Origin of the sequence: Sphingomonas jinjuensis (genome assembly GCF_014197105.1) — a bacterium.
GTDB classification, from domain to species: domain Bacteria; phylum Pseudomonadota; class Alphaproteobacteria; order Sphingomonadales; family Sphingomonadaceae; genus Sphingomonas; species Sphingomonas jinjuensis.
In genome coordinates this window covers 1-16,401 of the sequence record NZ_JACIEV010000001.1, presented here as the reverse complement: position 1 = coordinate 16,401, position 16,401 = coordinate 1, and the positions used below count along the sequence as shown (strand labels likewise).

At 68.2% G+C, this 16,401-nt stretch carries 14 protein-coding genes; 7 read left to right on the top strand and 7 right to left on the bottom strand.

The annotated features are described in order from the left end of the window. The first annotated feature begins 542 nt into the window (after positions 1–542). Together GGQ80_RS00070 and GGQ80_RS00065 are read left to right on the top strand one after the other, a co-directional pair. Positions 543–2,186 carry a DNA polymerase III subunit gamma/tau gene (locus GGQ80_RS00070; RefSeq protein WP_183981671.1) on the top strand — a complete coding sequence of 548 codons (1,644 nt, stop codon included), beginning with the start codon at positions 543–545 and terminating at the stop codon, positions 2,184–2,186. Further along, positions 2,183–2,506 (top strand): YbaB/EbfC family nucleoid-associated protein, encoded by a 324-nt coding sequence (locus GGQ80_RS00065; RefSeq protein WP_183981670.1) that lies wholly within the window; start codon positions 2,183–2,185, stop codon positions 2,504–2,506. Before GGQ80_RS00070 ends, GGQ80_RS00065 begins: the two co-directional genes overlap by 4 nt. A gap of 230 nt (positions 2,507–2,736) precedes the next feature. Here the strand turns inward: GGQ80_RS00065 and mtgA are convergent, their stop codons facing one another. Together mtgA and GGQ80_RS00055 are read right to left on the bottom strand one after the other, a co-directional pair. Continuing rightward, positions 2,737–3,414 carry a monofunctional biosynthetic peptidoglycan transglycosylase gene (gene mtgA / locus GGQ80_RS00060; protein WP_183981669.1) on the bottom strand — a complete coding sequence of 226 codons (678 nt, stop codon included), beginning with the start codon at positions 3,412–3,414 and terminating at the stop codon, positions 2,737–2,739. 4 nt (positions 3,415–3,418) lie between these two features. Next, positions 3,419–4,093, bottom strand: coding sequence for an MBL fold metallo-hydrolase (locus GGQ80_RS00055; protein ID WP_281375281.1), 675 nt, complete (start codon positions 4,091–4,093; stop codon positions 3,419–3,421). 80 nt (positions 4,094–4,173) lie between these two features. Here GGQ80_RS00055 and pabB point away from each other — a divergent pair, with 80 nt between their 5' ends. From pabB to msrA, 4 genes are all read left to right on the top strand, one after another. Next, entirely contained in the window at positions 4,174–5,937 is a 1,764-nt protein-coding gene (gene pabB, locus GGQ80_RS00050) for an aminodeoxychorismate synthase component I (protein WP_183982405.1), read from the top strand. A gap of 32 nt (positions 5,938–5,969) precedes the next feature. Further along, positions 5,970–7,169 carry a pyridoxal phosphate-dependent aminotransferase gene (locus GGQ80_RS00045; RefSeq protein ID WP_183981668.1) on the top strand — a complete coding sequence of 400 codons (1,200 nt, stop codon included), beginning with the start codon at positions 5,970–5,972 and terminating at the stop codon, positions 7,167–7,169. 112 nt (positions 7,170–7,281) lie between these two features. Beyond that, positions 7,282–7,425, top strand: coding sequence for a hypothetical protein (locus GGQ80_RS00040; protein WP_183981667.1), 144 nt, complete (start codon positions 7,282–7,284; stop codon positions 7,423–7,425). A 39-nt stretch (positions 7,426–7,464) separates the two neighbouring features. Further along, the gene (gene msrA / locus GGQ80_RS00035; protein WP_183981666.1) at positions 7,465–8,124 is read left to right on the top strand and encodes a peptide-methionine (S)-S-oxide reductase MsrA; all 660 of its coding nucleotides are present in this window, start codon (positions 7,465–7,467) and stop codon (positions 8,122–8,124) included. Positions 8,125–8,202: 78 nt separating this feature from the next. On the opposite strand, the gene pdeM is transcribed toward msrA, so the two are convergent. Beyond that, on the bottom strand, positions 8,203–8,865 hold the full coding sequence (pdeM, locus tag GGQ80_RS00030; protein ID WP_183981665.1) for a ligase-associated DNA damage response endonuclease PdeM: 663 nt from the start codon (positions 8,863–8,865) through the stop codon (positions 8,203–8,205). 126 nt (positions 8,866–8,991) lie between these two features. Between pdeM and GGQ80_RS00025 the strand changes: the two genes are divergently transcribed. Next, positions 8,992–10,926, top strand: a complete 1,935-nt coding sequence (locus tag GGQ80_RS00025) for a potassium transporter Kup (RefSeq protein ID WP_183981664.1) — start codon at positions 8,992–8,994, stop codon at positions 10,924–10,926. Positions 10,927–10,971: 45 nt separating this feature from the next. Here GGQ80_RS00025 and GGQ80_RS00020 read toward each other — a convergent pair whose 3' ends face one another. The 4 genes from GGQ80_RS00020 to GGQ80_RS00005 form a co-directional block, all read right to left on the bottom strand. Next, entirely contained in the window at positions 10,972–12,369 is a 1,398-nt protein-coding gene (locus GGQ80_RS00020) for a M20/M25/M40 family metallo-hydrolase (protein ID WP_183981663.1), read from the bottom strand. Between the two features lie 214 nt (positions 12,370–12,583). Continuing rightward, positions 12,584–13,531 (bottom strand): retropepsin-like aspartic protease, encoded by a 948-nt coding sequence (locus tag GGQ80_RS00015; RefSeq protein ID WP_183981662.1) that lies wholly within the window; start codon positions 13,529–13,531, stop codon positions 12,584–12,586. A gap of 78 nt (positions 13,532–13,609) precedes the next feature. Continuing rightward, on the bottom strand, positions 13,610–16,018 hold the full coding sequence (locus tag GGQ80_RS00010) for a ligase-associated DNA damage response DEXH box helicase (RefSeq protein WP_183981661.1): 2,409 nt from the start codon (positions 16,016–16,018) through the stop codon (positions 13,610–13,612). Positions 16,019–16,083: 65 nt separating this feature from the next. Beyond that, positions 16,084–16,401: transposase (locus GGQ80_RS00005; protein WP_183981660.1), on the bottom strand; the 318-nt coding region annotated here is incomplete at its 5' end.

Genomic DNA, 16,401 nt, shown 5'->3' with positions numbered 1-16,401 from the left:
CATGTCGCTCTCGTACAACAACGCCAAGTCCGTCGTCCTCTCGGTCGCCGGTGCCTTCTTCTTCGCCGCCCTCGCCGTCAGCGCCGCCGTCCCCGTCCTGCCCGTCGCCTGATCGCACCGCCCCCTTTCGAGAAAGAGAATTGCCATGACCCGCTACTCCGACACCGCCCAGCGCATCGCCGTCTCGATGATCGGCGCGCTGATCTTCGCCGCCGTCACCATCGGCGCCGCCGTCCCCGTCCTGCCGGTCGCCTGACCGGCAGACGTCCAACCGGAACCGACTGCCATGATCCGAAGCCTCCTGCTCAGCCTCGCCGCGTTCCTCGCGACCGCCGCGACCCTCGCGTTCCAGGCCGGCATCCCCGCCGGCTGACGCGAGCGTCCCGGGGCCGCGACGCCCTGCCGCTTTCCTGACGGCGCGCGCCATGCCATGACCCCGGTCATGCCCGCCCGCCCGATGCACACCGATGACTTACCGGCGACGAGCGCCTATGTCGTCACCGTGCATTCGTGTCTCAACATTCTCAACATTCGCGTGCTCCGTGGCTGACGGACTCGACCTTGGCGAACCGCCGCAGCCGGTGAAGCAGGACGCCTATCGCGTCCTTGCGCGCAAATATCGGCCGCAGACCTTTTCCGAGCTGATCGGGCAGGAAGCGATGGTCCGCACGCTCGAAAACGCGATTCGGCGCGACCGGATCGCCCACGCCTTCCTGATGACCGGCGTCCGCGGCGTCGGCAAGACGTCGACCGCGCGACTGATCGCCAAGGCACTCAACTGCATCGGCCCCGACGGCACCGGCGGCCCGACGATCGACCCGTGCGGGGTGTGCGAACCGTGCCGTGCGATCGCCGAAGGGCGTCACATCGACGTCATCGAGATGGACGCCGCCAGCCATACCGGCGTCGACGACGTGCGCGAGATCATCGAGGCGTCGCGCTATGCCGCGGTGTCGGCGCGCTACAAGATCTACATCGTGGACGAGGTCCACATGCTTTCCAAGAACGCCTTCAATGCGCTGTTGAAGACGCTGGAGGAGCCGCCGGCGCATGTGAAGTTCCTGTTCGCGACGACCGAGGTCAACAAGGTGCCGGTGACGGTGCTGTCGCGTTGCCAGCGCTTCGACCTGCGCCGCATCTCCGCCGAGCAGCTCGCCAGCCATTTCGCGTTCGTCACCGACAAGGAGGGCGCGGTCGCCGAGCCCGAGGCGCTGATGCTGATCGCGCGCGCCGCCGAGGGATCGGCGCGCGACGGCCTCTCGATCCTCGACCAGGCGATCAGCCACGCCGATCTCGAAGGTGGCGGCGTGACGACCGAGGCGGTGCGCCAGATGCTCGGCCTGTCCGATCGCGGCGCGGTGCGCGAATTGTTCGGCCAGATCCTCGCCGGCGACGCGCCTTCCGCGCTGGCGACGCTAAAGCGCCAGTACGATTACGGCGTCGATCCGCTGTCGGTGTTCCGCGCGCTGCTCGAGGCGGTCCACGGCGTGACGCTGACCAAGGTCGGCACGCCGCCCGATCTCGCCCAGCCCGCCGAGGAACGCGCCGCGCGCGAGCGCTGGGCGGCGGCGCTGTCGTTCCCGGTCCTGCACCGGCTGTGGCAGCTGTTCCTGAAGGGGCATGACGAGATCGGCCACGCCGCGCTGCCGATCGAGGCGGCGGAGATGGCGCTGCTGCGCGCGATCCACGCCTCGACGCTGCCCGATCCCGGGGAGCTCGCAAAGCAGATCGCCAGCGGCAAGGTCGCGCCGATCGCGGTGCCGCCCGTCGCTGCACCAAGTGCGCCGGCCCCGGTGGACGCGGCCGCCGGACGCCGCGATCCCGCCAGCTTCGCCGAGCTCGTCGACCTGCTCGACGCGGGCAAGTTCATGGCGCTCGCCGCCCGGCTGCGGCACAGTGCGCGCGTGGTGCGATTCGCCCCCGGCCAACTCGTCCTCAGCGGCAGTCGCCCGTTGAGCGCCGACATGCTCGCCGAGCTGGTGGGGGCGCTGCGGACGGTGACCGGGCAGGGCTGGAAGGTCGAGTTCGAGGACCAGGACGGCACCCCCAGCCTGCGCGAACAGGACGATGCCGCCGAGGAAGGGCGCCGTCTCGCCGCGTGGAATTCGGATATGGTAATGGCGGCCCGTGAGCATTTCCCGGAAACGGAAATGGAAGACTGGCCAGGCAAGCGGAGCAACGCATGAAGAACATCGATGAAATCCTCGCGATGGCGCAGAACGTCCAGAGCGAACTCGCCAAGGCGCAGGAACAGCTCGACACCATTGAGGTCGAGGGCGCGTCGGGCGGTGGCCTGGTCAAGGTGAAGGCGTCGGCGAAGGGGCGGATCATCGGCATCGCGATCGACGATTCGCTGATGCAGGTGAGCGAGAAGCAGATGCTCGAAGACCTGCTGGCCGCCGCGTTCAACGACGCGCGGGCGAAGGCCGATGCCGCATCGGGCGCGGAAATGTCGAAGATGACCGCCGGCCTGCCGCTCCCGCCGGGATTCAAGCTGCCGTTCTGAGCGCCGCGCACACACCGCCGCGTCGGCGGTGAGATGCGCAAGCTCGGCCGGCGCGGCGCCGCCGCGACCGACGACGCGGGCTTTGCCCGCGGCGCTGCTTGGGAAAGTAGGTCTCGACGCCTGTCCTACGTTCGTCATGCCGAACTCGTTCCGGCATGTCGACAGGGCAGTGCTGACCGCCCGAGATGCTGAAACAAGTTCAGCATGACGAGCTTGGGGGCGAGGCTCGCTTATTTCAAACAGCTGTCCAACCCACCGCGCTTCACCACCCCGACATAGCGCGCCAGCGCATTGCCGTGCCGCCGCACGAACCCGCGCGGGTCGACCGCTTCGCGCTTCTTGGGCAGCGGCAGCACCGCGGCGATCCGCCCCGCCTCCATCGGCGTCAGCCGCGACGCATCGTGCCGGAAATAGCGGATCGCGCCGGCATTGGCACCATAGGTCCCGATCCCCGTCTCGGCGACGTTGAGGTACACCTCCATGATCCGCTTCTTGCCCCACAGCGTCTCGATCAGCACCGTGAAATAGGCCTCGAACGCCTTGCGGATGTAGCCGCCGCCTTGAAACAGAAAGACGTTCTTCGCGGTCTGCTGGCTGATCGTCGATCCGCCGCGCAGCCGCTTGCCCTTGGCATTGCTGTAGGCGGCGCTGGCGATGCCGCGCCAGTCGAAGCCGTAATGCTCGCAGAAGCGCGCGTCCTCGCCGGCGATGGCGGCGCGCGCCATGTCGGGGTCCATCTCGCTCAGCGGCATCCAGTCCTTGGTCACCCCGCGGCCGGACACAGCGTCGCCCATCATCGTCCAGGTGAAGGGCGGCGGCACGAAGCGATACACGCCGACCCACAGCACCGAAACGATGATGAACCCCAGCACCAGCTTCAGCGCCAGGCGCAGCAACCGCGGCCCCATGGCGTCAGGCAGCGAGCGCGCGGTCGCTGACGAACATGTTGTGCGCCCGCTCGTGCGCGAAGGTGCTCGCCGGGCCATGCCCCGGGATGAACGCGGTCTGGGGCCCGAGCGGCCACAGCTTCTCGACGATCGAGCGGATCAGCACCTGGTGGTTGCCGCCCGGCATGTCGGATCGTCCGACCGACCCCTGGAACAGCACATCGCCGACCAGCGCGAAGCTCGACGCGGGGTGATGGAAGATCACATGGCCCTCGGTATGCCCCGGCGTCTCGTAGACGTTAAGCACCAGATCGCCGATCGTCACCGTGTCGCCCTCGACCAGCCAGCGGTCGGGCTCGAACACCACGCCGCGGATGCCATAGTTCCTGCCATCCTCGTCGAGCCGGGCGAGCCAGAAGCGGTCGGCCTCGTGAGGGCCCTCGATCGGCACGCCGCCCAGCGCTTCGGCGAGCGGCTTCGCCTCGCCGGCATGATCGATATGGCCGTGGGTCAGCAGGATCTTCTCCACCGTCACCCCGGCACGGCGGATCGCATCCTGGATCTTGTCGATGTCGCCGCCCGGATCGACCACCGCCGCCTTCATCGTCGCGGTACACCAGACGATCGAGCAATTCTGTTGGAGCGGCGTCACTGGCACGATCGCGGCGCGCAGCGGCGGCTGTTGGGAAGCGTCAACCATCGCGATGAGATGGCGGGAGGGTGATGATCCGTCAACGCCGCTTGCTGTCCGCAAAGGCGTGGGGCAGGGACGGGCGGGTGATGAAGCCCCCCTTCGTCCTGCTCGACGATGCCCGCGCGAACGGTGCCCCGGCACGCCTGTACCGCAATCCGGTGCGGATCGTGGCCGCCGCCAGCGCCGAAGACGTACGCCCCGCGCTTGCCGCGATCCGCGCGGCCATGGCCGACGGCCTCCACGTCGCCGGGATGCTGGCCTACGAGGCGGGGGCCGCGCTAGTGCCCGGCATCGCAGCCCGCGACACCGTCGGGCCGATGCTGTGGTTCGGGCTGTTCGAAGGGTTCGAGCCGGTGGCGGATGTCGCGGCGATGCTCCCCGATCCGGCGGGCGCCTTTGCCGCCGCGCCAGTGCCGCGGATCGATCGCGAGGCATATGACGCCGCCTTCGCCCGCGTTGCCGAGTGGATCCGGGCCGGCGACATCTATCAGGCCAACCTCAGCCTGCGCGCCGACGTTCGCGTCCAGGGCGACCCCCTGGCGCTCTACGCGCGTCTGCGGCGCGCGGCAGGCGCCGGCTATGGCGCCGTCGTCGCGACCGGCGAGGCGGTTCACCTGTCGCTGTCGCCCGAGCTATTCTTCGCGCTCGACGGCGATCGGCTGACGTGCCGCCCGATGAAGGGCACCGCACCGCGCAGCTCGGCAGCGGACGAGGATCGTGCCGCCATGGCGTCGCTCGCCGACGATCCCAAGCAGCGCGCCGAGAATCTGATGATCGTCGATCTCAAGCGCAACGACCTGTCGCGCGTCGCCGTGCCCGGCTCGGTCGAGGTGCCCGCGCTGTTCGAGGTCGAAAGCTTTCCCACCGTCCACCAGATGACCTCGACCGTCACCGCCAGGCTCCAGCCGGGGCGCGATGCGATCGACGTCGTCGAGGCGCTGTTCCCCTCGGGATCGATCACCGGCGCGCCCAAGCGCCGGGCGATGGAGGTGATCGCCGCGGTCGAACCCGAGCCGCGCGGGCTCTACACCGGTGCGATCGGCAGGATCGAGCCGGGTGGCGACGCGATGTTCAACGTCGCGATCCGAACGCTGACGCTGGCCGATGGCGCCGACACCGCGGTGCTGGGGCTCGGCAGTGGCGTCGTCGCCGACAGCCGGGTGGACGAGGAATGGGCCGAATGCCTGGCCAAAGGCGCCTTCATCACCGCCGGCGTGCGCCAACCCGACCTGATCGAGACGATGGCGTTCGATCCCGACACCGGCCTGACGCTGATCGAGCGGCACCTCGCCCGGATGAAGGCGAGCGCGCTGGCGCTTGGTTACACGTTCGACCGCCATGCCGCGCGCAACGAGTTGCAGGCGGCGACCTTCCGCCTGCGCACGCCACGCAAGGTGCGGCTGCTGCTGGGCGCTGGCGGCCAGTTCGCGATCGTCGTCGCGCCGCTGCCGCCGGCGCTGCCGGTGCCTGCGCGGGTGGCGGCCGTGCCGCTGCCGGTCGATCCCAGTGATGTGCGGCTGCGCCACAAGACCAGCGACCGCGGCTTCTACGACGAGGCGCGCCGTACCGCCGGGACCGACGAGGTCGCATTCGTCGGCCCCGACGGTTTGCTGACCGAGGGCAGCTTCACCAGTATCTTCGTCGAGCGCGATGGCATCCTCGTCACGCCGCCGCTCGCCCGCGGACTGTTGCCCGGCATCCTGCGCGAGCAACTGATCGACGAGGGCCGGGCGATCGAGGGCGACCTGACCGCCGCCGATCTCGGCGACGGCTTCCTCATCGGCAATGCACTGCGCGGGCTGGTGCCCGCCGTTGTTGCGGTTGCGAAAGGGTCGCACCCACCGCTATAGGCGCGGGCGTCTCCCGCCCTGAGGAATCGCCCATGTCCCCGTCCGCCGCGCTCGGTCGCATCAGCCCGTCGCCCACGCTCGCGATCACCAGCCGCGTGCTCGAGCTGAAGCGCGCTGGCGTCGACGTGATCGGCCTCGGTGCCGGTGAGCCCGACTTCGACACGCCCGACTTCGTCAAGGAGGCGGCGATCAAGGCGATCCAGGACGGCAAGACGAAATACACCAACGTCGACGGCACGATCGAGCTGAAGGAAGCGATCGTTGCCAAGTTCGCGCGCGACAATCACCTGACCTATCGCACCGACCAGGTGACGGTGAACGTCGGCGGCAAGCACACGCTGTTCAACGCCATCGTCGCGACGGTCGATGCCGGTGACGAGGTGGTGATCCCCGCGCCCTATTGGGTCAGCTATCCCGATGTCGTCCAGTTCGCCGGCGGCACCCCGGTGTTCGCGGTGGCGGGGCCGGAGCAGGACTATAAGCTGTCGCCCGAGGCGCTCGAGGCCGCGATCACGCCGCGCACCAAGTGGGTGATCCTAAACTCGCCGTCGAATCCGACCGGCGCCGCCTACACCGTCGACGAGCTGAAGGCGCTGGGCGAGGTGCTCGAGCGGCATCCGCACGTCTGGATCTTCGCCGACGATATGTACGAGCACATCGTCTACGACGGCTTCCGCTTCGCAACGATCGCCGAGGTGTGCCCGTCGCTGTACGAGCGCACGCTGACGGTGAACGGCTGTTCGAAGGCCTATGCGATGACGGGCTGGCGGATCGGCTTTGCCGCCGGCGCACCCTGGCTGGTCAAGGCGATCGCCAAGTTGCAGTCGCAGTCGACGAGCAACCCCTGCTCGATTGCGCAGGCCGCCGCCGTCGCCGCGCTTACCGGGCCGCAGGATTTTCTCGCCGAGCGCGCGCGCGTGTTCCAGGGGCGCCGCGACCTCGTCGTCTCGATGCTGAACCAGATCGACGGCGTGACCTGCCCGACGCCGGAGGGCGCCTTCTACGTCTATCCCTCGCTCGCCGGGCTGATGGGCAAGACGACGCCCAAGGGCAAGCGGATCGAAACCGACGAGGATTTCGTCGCCTATCTGCTCGACGACGCGCGTGTCGCGGCGGTGCAGGGCGCGGCGTTCGGTCTCTCGCCGGCGATGCGGATCAGCTATGCGACGTCGGACGCACTGCTGACCGAGGCGTGTCACCGCATCCAGACGGCGTGCGCTGCGCTACGATGAACGACGCGCCAATCACGCGTTAATCCACCGTCACCTACCAGGCGCCATAGGCCGCGGATCGTTACCGGTCCGCGGCCGGCAGCCTTGCAACGAGAGATCCGAAAGGACGAACATGCGTACCCTCCTCAAGTCCAGCTTTCTCTGGCAGTTCACCGGCGGCTTCGTGCTCGGCGCGATCGGCCTCTTCGCGTTGCAGCCGGCCAGCGCCGATTCGAATTTCGGTCATCCGACCACGGTTGCTCACGCCCAGCGCTGATCCTTGGCGTCGGCGGGGCGCGTGCCCATATCGACGTCTATGCTCAAATCCCTTCTCGCCACCGCCGGCCTAGCCGGGATTGCCCTCGCCGCCATCGGATCGGGTGCCAGCGCCGAACGCGCCGTGCCGATCCCCGCGGCACGCGCCGACGTCCCCGCGACCGGGGGCACGCAGACTGCGGTGCTGGCCGGCGGCTGCTTCTGGGGGATGGAGGCGGTGTTCGAGCGGGTGAAGGGCGTCCGCTCGGTCACGGCGGGCTATGCCGGCGGCTCACCGAACACGGCGAATTACGCGGCGGTCTCGACCGAAACCACCAAGCATGCCGAGGCGATCCGGGTGGTGTTCGATCCCCGTCAGGTCAGCTACGCCACGCTGCTGCGCGTCTATTTTTCGATCGCGCACGATCCGACCGAGTTGAACCGGCAGGGCCCCGACAGCGGCCCCAGCTATCGCTCGGCGATCTTCCCGCAGAACCCCGATCAGGCACGGGTGGCGCGCGCCTATATCGCGCAGCTCGGCGCGGCGAAGGCGTATCCGAAGCCGATCGTGACGCGGATCGAGCAGGGGGGCTTCTATCCTGCCGAGGCGTATCACCAGAACTTCTACGACCGGAACCCGACGCATCCGTACATCGTGACGTGGGACAAGCCCAAGGTAGCCGCTTTCCGTGCGGCCTTCCCGACGCTGGCCAAGGGGTGATGCCTTAACTCGTCATTGCGAGCGCATGCGAAGCTGCGCTCACAATGACGAAGAGGCGAGCGATACGCTCACCCGCCCTTACGCCGCGATGGGAAACCGCAGCAGTCGCTGGTCGACCGGCACCAGCGCCTCCGCCCGACCGCCGACGGCGCGGACAATCTCGGGGTGGTCGACGTCGAGCCCGCCGGTCAGCGAGCCATAGGCCGGCAGGATCAGCTTCGTGCCCGTCGCGACGAACGCCCGCCGCGACACGAGCTTGCCGCGCACCCGCACGCGAAGCTTGGGATGGAAATGCCCCGACAGCTCCGGCCGATCGTCGCGAGGATCGGCCTCGTGACGCAGCACCAGGCCATCGACGATCGCTTCCTCAATCACCTCGCCGCCGCAGCGATCGACCAGCAGCCGGTCGTGGTTGCCGGTGATCCACGTCCAGCGCGTCGCCCCAGTCAGCGCGCGCAGCAGCGCCTGCGCCTGTTCGGGCAGGCGGTCGCAGCCGGCGCTGTCGTGGAAGCTGTCGCCCAGGCACCACACTTCGCTCGCCGCCGTCGCCACGACCAGCGCGGTCAGGTCGGACAGCGTCGCGATCGAATCATAGGGCGGCAGCATCTGTCCGCGCCCCGCAAACCAGCTCGCCTTTTCCAGGTGAAGGTCGGCGACCAGCAGCGCGCGGCGCGCCGGCCAGAAGACCGCGCCCTCGCCCAGCGCGCAGAGCGCCTGGCCTCCGAACGAAAAGGGAACCATGCGCGCCGCCATGCCGTGGTCGAGTCGCGGAATCAAGCGCTTGTTAACGCAGGATGTTAAGGACTTGCGTCCACCACGGATCGGCGTAAAGCGCGCCGTCCACCGCTCGGGAACGTCCCAGCCTTCATGTCGACCAGCGTCGATCATCCACCCGCCGGCCCTTCTGCCCATCCCGCACTCGCGGCGCTGATCGTCGGCGCGCTGGGCGTGGTGTTCGGCGATATCGGCACCAGCCCGCTCTACGCCTTTCGCGAGGCGCTGGGCCAGTCGGCGGGCGACGGCATCGATCCATCCGAGATTCTGGGCGTGCTCAGCCTGGCGCTGTGGACGCTGACGCTGGTCGTCACCGTCAAATACGTCATCTTCCTGATGCGTGCCGACAATCACGGCGAGGGCGGGGTGCTCGCGCTCGCCGCCCTGGCGCGCCGCTCGCTCGGCATGCGCAGCCGCATCGCCCTCGTCCTGGGCGCCGCCGGCGCGGCCTTGTTCTACGGCGACGCGATCATCACGCCGGCGTTGTCGGTGCTGTCGGCGATGGAAGGACTTCGTACGATCCCCGGCGCGGCGGGGGTGTTCAACGAGGGCAGGGTGCGCGCGCTGACGATCGTCATCCTGATCGCGCTGTTCTTCCTTCAGGCCAGGGGTACGCAGCGGGTATCCGCGCTGTTCGGCCCGATCTGCATCGTCTGGTTCCTGGTCATCGGCGGGCTCGGCCTGTGGCACATCGCCGACGAGCCTTCGATCTTCCGCGTCGTGAACCCGGTCTACGGCATCCACTTCCTCGCGACGCACGGCACCACCGGGCTGTTCGTGCTCGGCGCGGTGTTCCTGACCGTGACGGGGGCCGAGGCGCTGACCGCGGACATGGGCCACTTCGGGCGAGCGCCGATCCGCTGGGCGTGGTTCGTCCTCGTCTTTCCGGCGCTCGCGCTCAACTATCTGGGACAGGGCGCCTTCGCGCTCGCGCATCTCGAGCGCGCCGCGGCGGCGGGCGTGCCGTTCAAGAACGACGACTGGTTCTTCCTGATGGCGCCCGACAGCCTGCGCGCGCCGCTCGTCATCCTCGCCGGGTTCGCGACGGTGATCGCCAGCCAGGCAGTCATCACCGGCGCCTTCTCGCTGACGCAGCAGGCGGTCCAGCTCGGTTTGCTGCCGCGACTTCGCCTGCGCCAGACCTCGGCGTCGTTCGCCGGGCAGATCTATGTCCCGGCGGTCAACTGGCTGCTGCTGGTCGGCGTCCTGATCCTGGTGATACAGTTCCGCACCTCGTCCGACATGGCCGCGGCCTATGGCATCGCGGTGACCGGCACGATGGTGGTGACGACGTGCCTCGGCTATCTCGTCGCGCGCCATGTCTGGGGCTGGTCACGGCCGCTGGCGCTGGTCGCGATCCTGCCGTTCATGACGCTCGACCTCGTCTTCTTCGGCGCCAACATCCTGCGCGTGATCGAGGGCGGCTGGGTGCCCCTGGTGATCGCGGCGGCGATCGGGCTGATCATCCGCACCTGGGTGCGCGGCAAGAGCATCGTCCGTCGGTTCGAGCAGCACCAGAGCATTCCGCTCGCCGATCTCGCCGCCGCGCTCGCCAAGCGGCCGCCGGAGCGGGTGGAGGGGACCGCGGTGTTCCTCACCGCCAATCCGATGGCGGCCCCCGGCGCGCTGCTCCACAATCTCAAGCACAACAAGGTGCTGCACGCGCGCAATCTGGTCGTGTCGATCCGCACCGCCGACCGTCCCGTCGTCGACGCCGGTGACCGTGTGCAGACCGAGCGGCTCGACGATAATTTTTCGGTTGTGATCCTGACCTATGGCTTCATGGAATCGCCCGACGTGCCGGCCGATCTGGGGCTCGGCATTCGTCAGGAGCGGCTGGGGCTCGATCCGATGAAGACGTCGTTCTTCATTGGCCGCAACACGCTGAAGCCCGATGCCGAACAGGGCATGCCGCTGTGGCAGGACCGCATTTTCATGTTCCTGCAGCGCAACGCCAGCGACCCGACCGACTTCCTGCGCATTCCGCCGGGCAAGGTGCTGGAACTGGGCGAGCAGGTGACTCTCTGAGGCGTTCTTCAACCCCTCCCCTGAAGGGGAGGGGCTTGTTTGGATCTACCCCGCGTACGCCTTCACCAGGTCGAACAGATAGTCCCGCCCATCATAGAGCGACTTCACCTGAATACGCTCGTTCAGGCCGTGGACGCCGCTCATGTCCTTGTCGATGAACATGCCGGGCACGCCATAGACGGGGATGCCGATCGCCTCGAAGAAGATGCCGTCGGTCGCGCCGGTCGACATCATCGGTACGACGGGCACGCCGGGGAAGTGCTTCGCCGCTAGGCTGGTCGCCGGGCCGATCACCTTGGGATCGAGTTCGGGCGGGATCGCGGTCGGGCGGACCGGCTGGTTGGCGGTTACCTTCACCTTCGCGCCTGCGAGCTTCTGGAGCGTCGCCAGCGTGCCGTCGACCGTTTCGCCGGGAAAGATGCGGCAGTTGATGTTGGCGGTCGCACGCTGCGGCAGCGCATTCTCGGCATGGCCCGCGTTCACCAGCGTCGCGACACAGCTGGTGCGCAACGTCGAATGGAACGCCTTGTCGCGGCTGACGATCGCATCGGCCGCCTTGTCGTTCGGATTGGCGAGCAGCCGGGTGATCGCCCCGCCCATCTCGCCGCCTGCCTGCTTCGCGGCAGCGGTGAAGAACGCCCGCGTAGTGTCGGTGAAGCGCACGGGGAATTCATAGCCCTGTACCGCCTTCACCGCGTCGGCCAGCTCGTAGATCGCATTGTCGGGGGTCGGCTGCGAGCTGTGCCCGCCGGGGTTGGTCGCAACGAAGGTATAGTTCTGCGCCGCCTTCTCGCCGACCTGGATCGCCAGCACCTCGCGCTTGCCATCGCTGGTCAGCCGGCCGCCGCCGCCCTCGTTCAGCACGAACTCGGCTGCGATCAGATCGGGCTTGTTCTTGGCCAGCCATTCGGCGCCGTTGAAGGCATAGGTGGTTTCCTCGCCGCAGGTCAGCGCCATCTTGATCGTGCGCTTCGGCGCCTTGCCCGACTGTTTCAGGCGGATCATCGTGTCCGCCCACACCGCGCTCATCGCCTTGTCGTCGACGGTGCCGCGGCCGTAGTAATAGCCGTTCTCCTCAATGAGCTTGAACGGATCGCGCGTCCAATCCTCGCGCTTGGCGGCGACGACGTCGATATGGCCGAGCAGCAAGATCGGCTTGGCGCGCGGATCCGATCCCTTCAGCACCGCGACCAGTCCGCCGTCCTTGGGATGATCGGGGGTGGAGAAGGACGTTAGGTCGGCATCGGTATAGCCCGCCGCTTTCATCCGCGCGGCGATCTGGGCCGCGGCCTGGGTGCAGCTGCCGACGTCGACGACGGTGTTGGTTTCGACCAGCTCCTTGTACAGGTCAAAGAACGCGCGCTGGTCGGCGCGTTGTTGCGCCGGGGCGGGGCTGGCCGTGATCAGGGTGGCTGCCATCGCCATCATCGAAACCATGCGCATCAGAATACCGTCTCCTCGGGGTGTTACGCGCGAGTAGAGCGGCAAAGGTTGCGCGGCGCAACTGTGTGAACCACTCGATCCTCCCCCGCCAGGGGGAGGTGGCGCGCCGAAGGCGTGACGGAGGGGGAAGTTGCACCGCCGCCAGTTGGGTCGCTTGCCGCCCCCTCCGTCAGCTTCGCTGCCACCTCCCCCTGGCGGGGGAGGATCGGGGGGATCAAACTCCGTTGATCGCCGGCGTCGCTGCCCGCCGGGGCAGGCTGAAGCGGATTTCGCGGTTAGGAAAGTCGATGCTGACCGTGCGGAACAGCCGCAACGCGTCCATCCCCAGCAGCATCGCCGGCCGATCGGCCAGGCCGAAGCGATGGAACGGCGCACCATCGGCAATCGCGATCGGCACGTCGTTGAAACGCATGCCGCCAAGCGCGACATTGTCGACCGCATAGGTCCGCGCCTGCAGAATATCGCCCGTCGCCGACGTCACCGTCACGTCGCCGATGTCGCGCGGCGCCTTCTTCAGCGCCGCGAGCAGTGCCGGGTTGCCGATGCTGATCGGCGATCCCGTATCGACGATCACCGCCACCTTCTGGCCCTGGCAGCGGGCGTCGGTGACGATCAGCTGGCCGAAGACGGACTTGGCGACGATCACGATCTCGTCGGGGTCGGCGCTACGGGCGGAGACGCGCTTCTTCGACGGGCGCAGCGTCATCCGCTGCTTGTCGAAATCGATCGCGACGGCGTGTCCCTGGAGCGAGTCGACGCCCAGCATCCCCTGCGCCCCCAGGTTGCGCGATTCGAGAGCGGGCGCGGCGATCGTCGACTGCGAGATCGTCGATACGCTCAGCCGCGGCACGATGACGGTGCCGACCGGCGTCGCGCCGGTCATCGCGATGACCCGCACCTGCGGACCCGCGGCGAGGCCGAGCACGCCCGCCAGTTCACGGCTGACCACGGTGCGTTCGGCGCCGGTATCGATGATGAAGTTCCACGGTCCACGCTCGCCGATCGTCACCGGCACCGTCATGCGGGCCTGCGCATTGCCGAGGTCGAGCGCGGCTTCGTCGGGGATCGGCAGCGGCGGGGGCGCGGGCGGGGGGATCACGAACTGCGTCGTGACGGCCGCGGTCGCCGCGGCAAGGCCGGCGATGATGCCTCCTCCCCACATGAAGGGGAGGCTGCGCCCGGATCGGGACTAATGCAACAATTTTCTCCCCTCCCTGCATTGGAGGGGCGGGGGGTGGTGCTAATCCACCCGCATCGCTTCCGCCGCCAAGGCTTCCGCCTCGATCAGCAGCGCGTCGTCGGCGGTGCCGGTCGCCACCTTCTCGCGCCCGATCAGCGTCAGCACGGGCACCGCGAGCGGCGTCACCCGCGGCAGGTCGACGTGGATCATCGTGTCCGCCGCCCGGTCGAGCAGCCCCGCCAGCCGTCCGACGTCGGTCATCTTCGCGCGAGCATCGTCCCACGCCGCCTGGAGCAGCAGGTGCGACGGTTCGTACTGGCGCAGCACGTCGTAGATCAGGTCGGTCGAGAAGGTGACCTGCTTGCCCGTCTTGCGCTTGCCGGGATGCTGACGCTCGACGAGCCCGCCGATCACCGCCACCTCGCGGAACGCGCGCTTGAGCAGGTGCGACTGCTGCACCCAGTCGACGAACTCATGCTCCAGGATGTCGGCGCTGAACAGCGAGGCGGGATCGGTGACCCGCTCCAGCCCATAACAGGCGATCGCATAGTCGTTGGCGACGAAGCCCAGGGGTTTGAGCCCCTGCGCCTCCATCCGCCGCGTCACCAGCATGCCGAGCGACTGGTGCGCATTCCAGCCTTCGAAGCTGTAGGCGACCATGTAATGCCGCCCCTCGCGGGGAAACGTCTCGACGAGCAGCTGCCCCGGCTGCGGCAGCACCGAGCGCTTCGCCTGAAACTCGAGCCATTCGCGCACGTCGTCGGGAAAGCGCGGCCACTCCGATGGATCGGCCAGGAAGCGTCGCACGCGATCGGCCAGGTTCGTCGACAGCGGCATCCGGCTGCCGCCATAGGTCGGGATGCGCGCCTCGCGGCTGGTGGCGCGGACGATCAGGTCCTCGGTGTCGATCGTCACGACCTCAAGGCTGAGCCCGGCGAAGAAGAAGGTGTCGCCATGGCTCAGCGTCGCGGCGAACCCCTCCTCGACCTTGCCGAGCGCGCGGCCGTTCTTGAACCGCACGTTGAGCATCGTCGCCTCGACGATGATCCCGGCGTTCAGCCGATGCTGTTGGACGAAGCGCGGATGCGCGACCCGCCACGTGCCGTCGGCATCCTCCGCCAGTCGCTTGAACCGGTCATAGGCGCGCAAGGAATAGCCGCCGTCGCGGATGAAGCCGAGGACGCGATCGAACAGATCGTCGGTCAGCGCCGAATAGGGTAGGGCCGAGCGGATCTCGGCCAACAGGTCGTCGCGGCGGAACGGCTGCGCGCAGGCGCATGCCATGACGTGCTGCGCCAGGACGTCGAGCGCGCCCATGCGGAAGATGTCGGGGTCCAGCTCGCCCGCTTCCACCGCGTCGAGCGCAGCGCGCGCTTCGAGGTATTCGAAGCGGTTGCCGGGGACCAGGATCGCTTCCGACACCTCGTCAAGCCGGTGGTTGGCGCGGCCGATCCGCTGGAGCAGCCGGGACGATCCCTTGGGCGCCCCCATCTGGATGACGCAGTCGACGTCGCCCCAGTCAACGCCCAGGTCCAGGCTGGCGGTCGCGACGAGCGCGCGCAGCCGCCCCGACGCCATCGCGCCCTCCACCTTGCGCCGTGCCTCGAGCGCCAGACTGCCGTGATGAACGCCGATCGGCAGGTTCATCTCGTTGACCTTCCACAGGTCCTGAAAAATTAGCTCGGCCAGGCTGCGGGTGTTGCAGAAGACGATCGTCGTCTTGTGCAACTCGATCTCCGCCATCACCTGCGCCGCGGCGTAGCGGCCCGAATGCCCCGACCAGGGGACGCGATCTTCGGGCAGCAGGATATGGATGTCGGGATCGGCGCCGGGCTCGCCCTGCACCATGCTGACCGCGTCGATATCGCCGTCGGGCGCCAGCCACGCGCGATAGCCGTCGGCGTCGGCCACCGTCGCCGACAGCGCGACGCGGCGCAGGTCGGGCGCGATCTTCTGCAACCGCGCCATGCCGAGCGACAGCAGGTCGCCACGCTTGCCGGTGGCGAAGGCGTGGACCTCGTCGACGACGATCGTCTTGAGGTTCGCGAACATCAGGAAGCTGTCGGGATAGCTCAGCAGCAGCGATAGCGATTCGGGCGTCGTCAGTAGGATATTGGGCGGCTTCACCCGCTGGCGCGCCTTGCGCTCCGAGGGGGTGTCGCCGGTGCGCGTCTCGACGCGGATGTCGACCCCCATCTCGTCGATCGGGGTGACGAGGTTGCGCTGGATATCGACCGCCAACGCCTTAAGCGGCGAGACGTAGAGGGTATGGAGGCCCTCCTGCGGCGCCTCGATGAGTTCGGCGAGCGTCGGCAGGAAGCCGGCGAGTGTCTTGCCCGCACCCGTTGCCGCGACCAGCAGTGCATGTCGACCCGCGCGCCCTTCGCGCAGCATGTCGAGCTGATGCCGCCGCGGCCGCCACCCGCGTCGGTCGAACCAGTCGGCAAGCGGCGCAGGCAGGTCGGTCATTGGCGATGATATGGGATCGGCCGTCCCGCTACACCACAGGCGTCATGCTGAACTTGGGCGTGTCATCACTTGAGTGTGATGAAGGCCGCGACGAGATGGACGGCACCGAGGAAGGCGACGGCTCGCTTGTCATATCGGGTGGCGATGGCGCGGAAGGTTTTGAGCTTGGCGAAGAAGTTTTCGATGAGGTGGCGTGCGCCATAGAGGCCGGCATCGTGTTTGCGCCTGTAGGTGCGATTGATCTTGGGGGGGATGACGGGCTGGATGCCGAGCGCCGTCAGCGGTGTAATGACGCGGTCCTGGGCGTCGTAGGCACGATCGGCGAGGAGGGCGCCGAAGCGCGACGCCAGTCGCGGGATGAGCGCGTCGGCACCGGCAAGGTC

What these genes read in the sequence shown, in the direction of transcription:
- GGQ80_RS00065 (WP_183981670.1), top strand. Translation starts at nt 2,183, where the DNA reads ATGAAGAACATCGATGAAATCCTCGCGATGGCGCAGAACGTCCAGAGC.
- mtgA (WP_183981669.1), bottom strand. Translation starts at nt 3,414, where the DNA reads ATGGGGCCGCGGTTGCTGCGCCTGGCGCTGAAGCTGGTGCTGGGGTTC.
- GGQ80_RS00055 (WP_281375281.1), bottom strand. Translation starts at nt 4,093, where the DNA reads ATGGTTGACGCTTCCCAACAGCCGCCGCTGCGCGCCGCGATCGTGCCA.
- pabB (WP_183982405.1), top strand. Translation starts at nt 4,174, where the DNA reads ATGAAGCCCCCCTTCGTCCTGCTCGACGATGCCCGCGCGAACGGTGCC.
- GGQ80_RS00045 (WP_183981668.1), top strand. Translation starts at nt 5,970, where the DNA reads ATGTCCCCGTCCGCCGCGCTCGGTCGCATCAGCCCGTCGCCCACGCTC.
- GGQ80_RS00040 (WP_183981667.1), top strand. Translation starts at nt 7,282, where the DNA reads ATGCGTACCCTCCTCAAGTCCAGCTTTCTCTGGCAGTTCACCGGCGGC.
- msrA (WP_183981666.1), top strand. Translation starts at nt 7,465, where the DNA reads ATGCTCAAATCCCTTCTCGCCACCGCCGGCCTAGCCGGGATTGCCCTC.
- pdeM (WP_183981665.1), bottom strand. Translation starts at nt 8,865, where the DNA reads ATGGTTCCCTTTTCGTTCGGAGGCCAGGCGCTCTGCGCGCTGGGCGAG.
- GGQ80_RS00025 (WP_183981664.1), top strand. Translation starts at nt 8,992, where the DNA reads ATGTCGACCAGCGTCGATCATCCACCCGCCGGCCCTTCTGCCCATCCC.
- GGQ80_RS00020 (WP_183981663.1), bottom strand. Translation starts at nt 12,369, where the DNA reads ATGCGCATGGTTTCGATGATGGCGATGGCAGCCACCCTGATCACGGCC.
- GGQ80_RS00015 (WP_183981662.1), bottom strand. Translation starts at nt 13,531, where the DNA reads ATGTGGGGAGGAGGCATCATCGCCGGCCTTGCCGCGGCGACCGCGGCC.
- GGQ80_RS00010 (WP_183981661.1), bottom strand. Translation starts at nt 16,018, where the DNA reads ATGACCGACCTGCCTGCGCCGCTTGCCGACTGGTTCGACCGACGCGGG.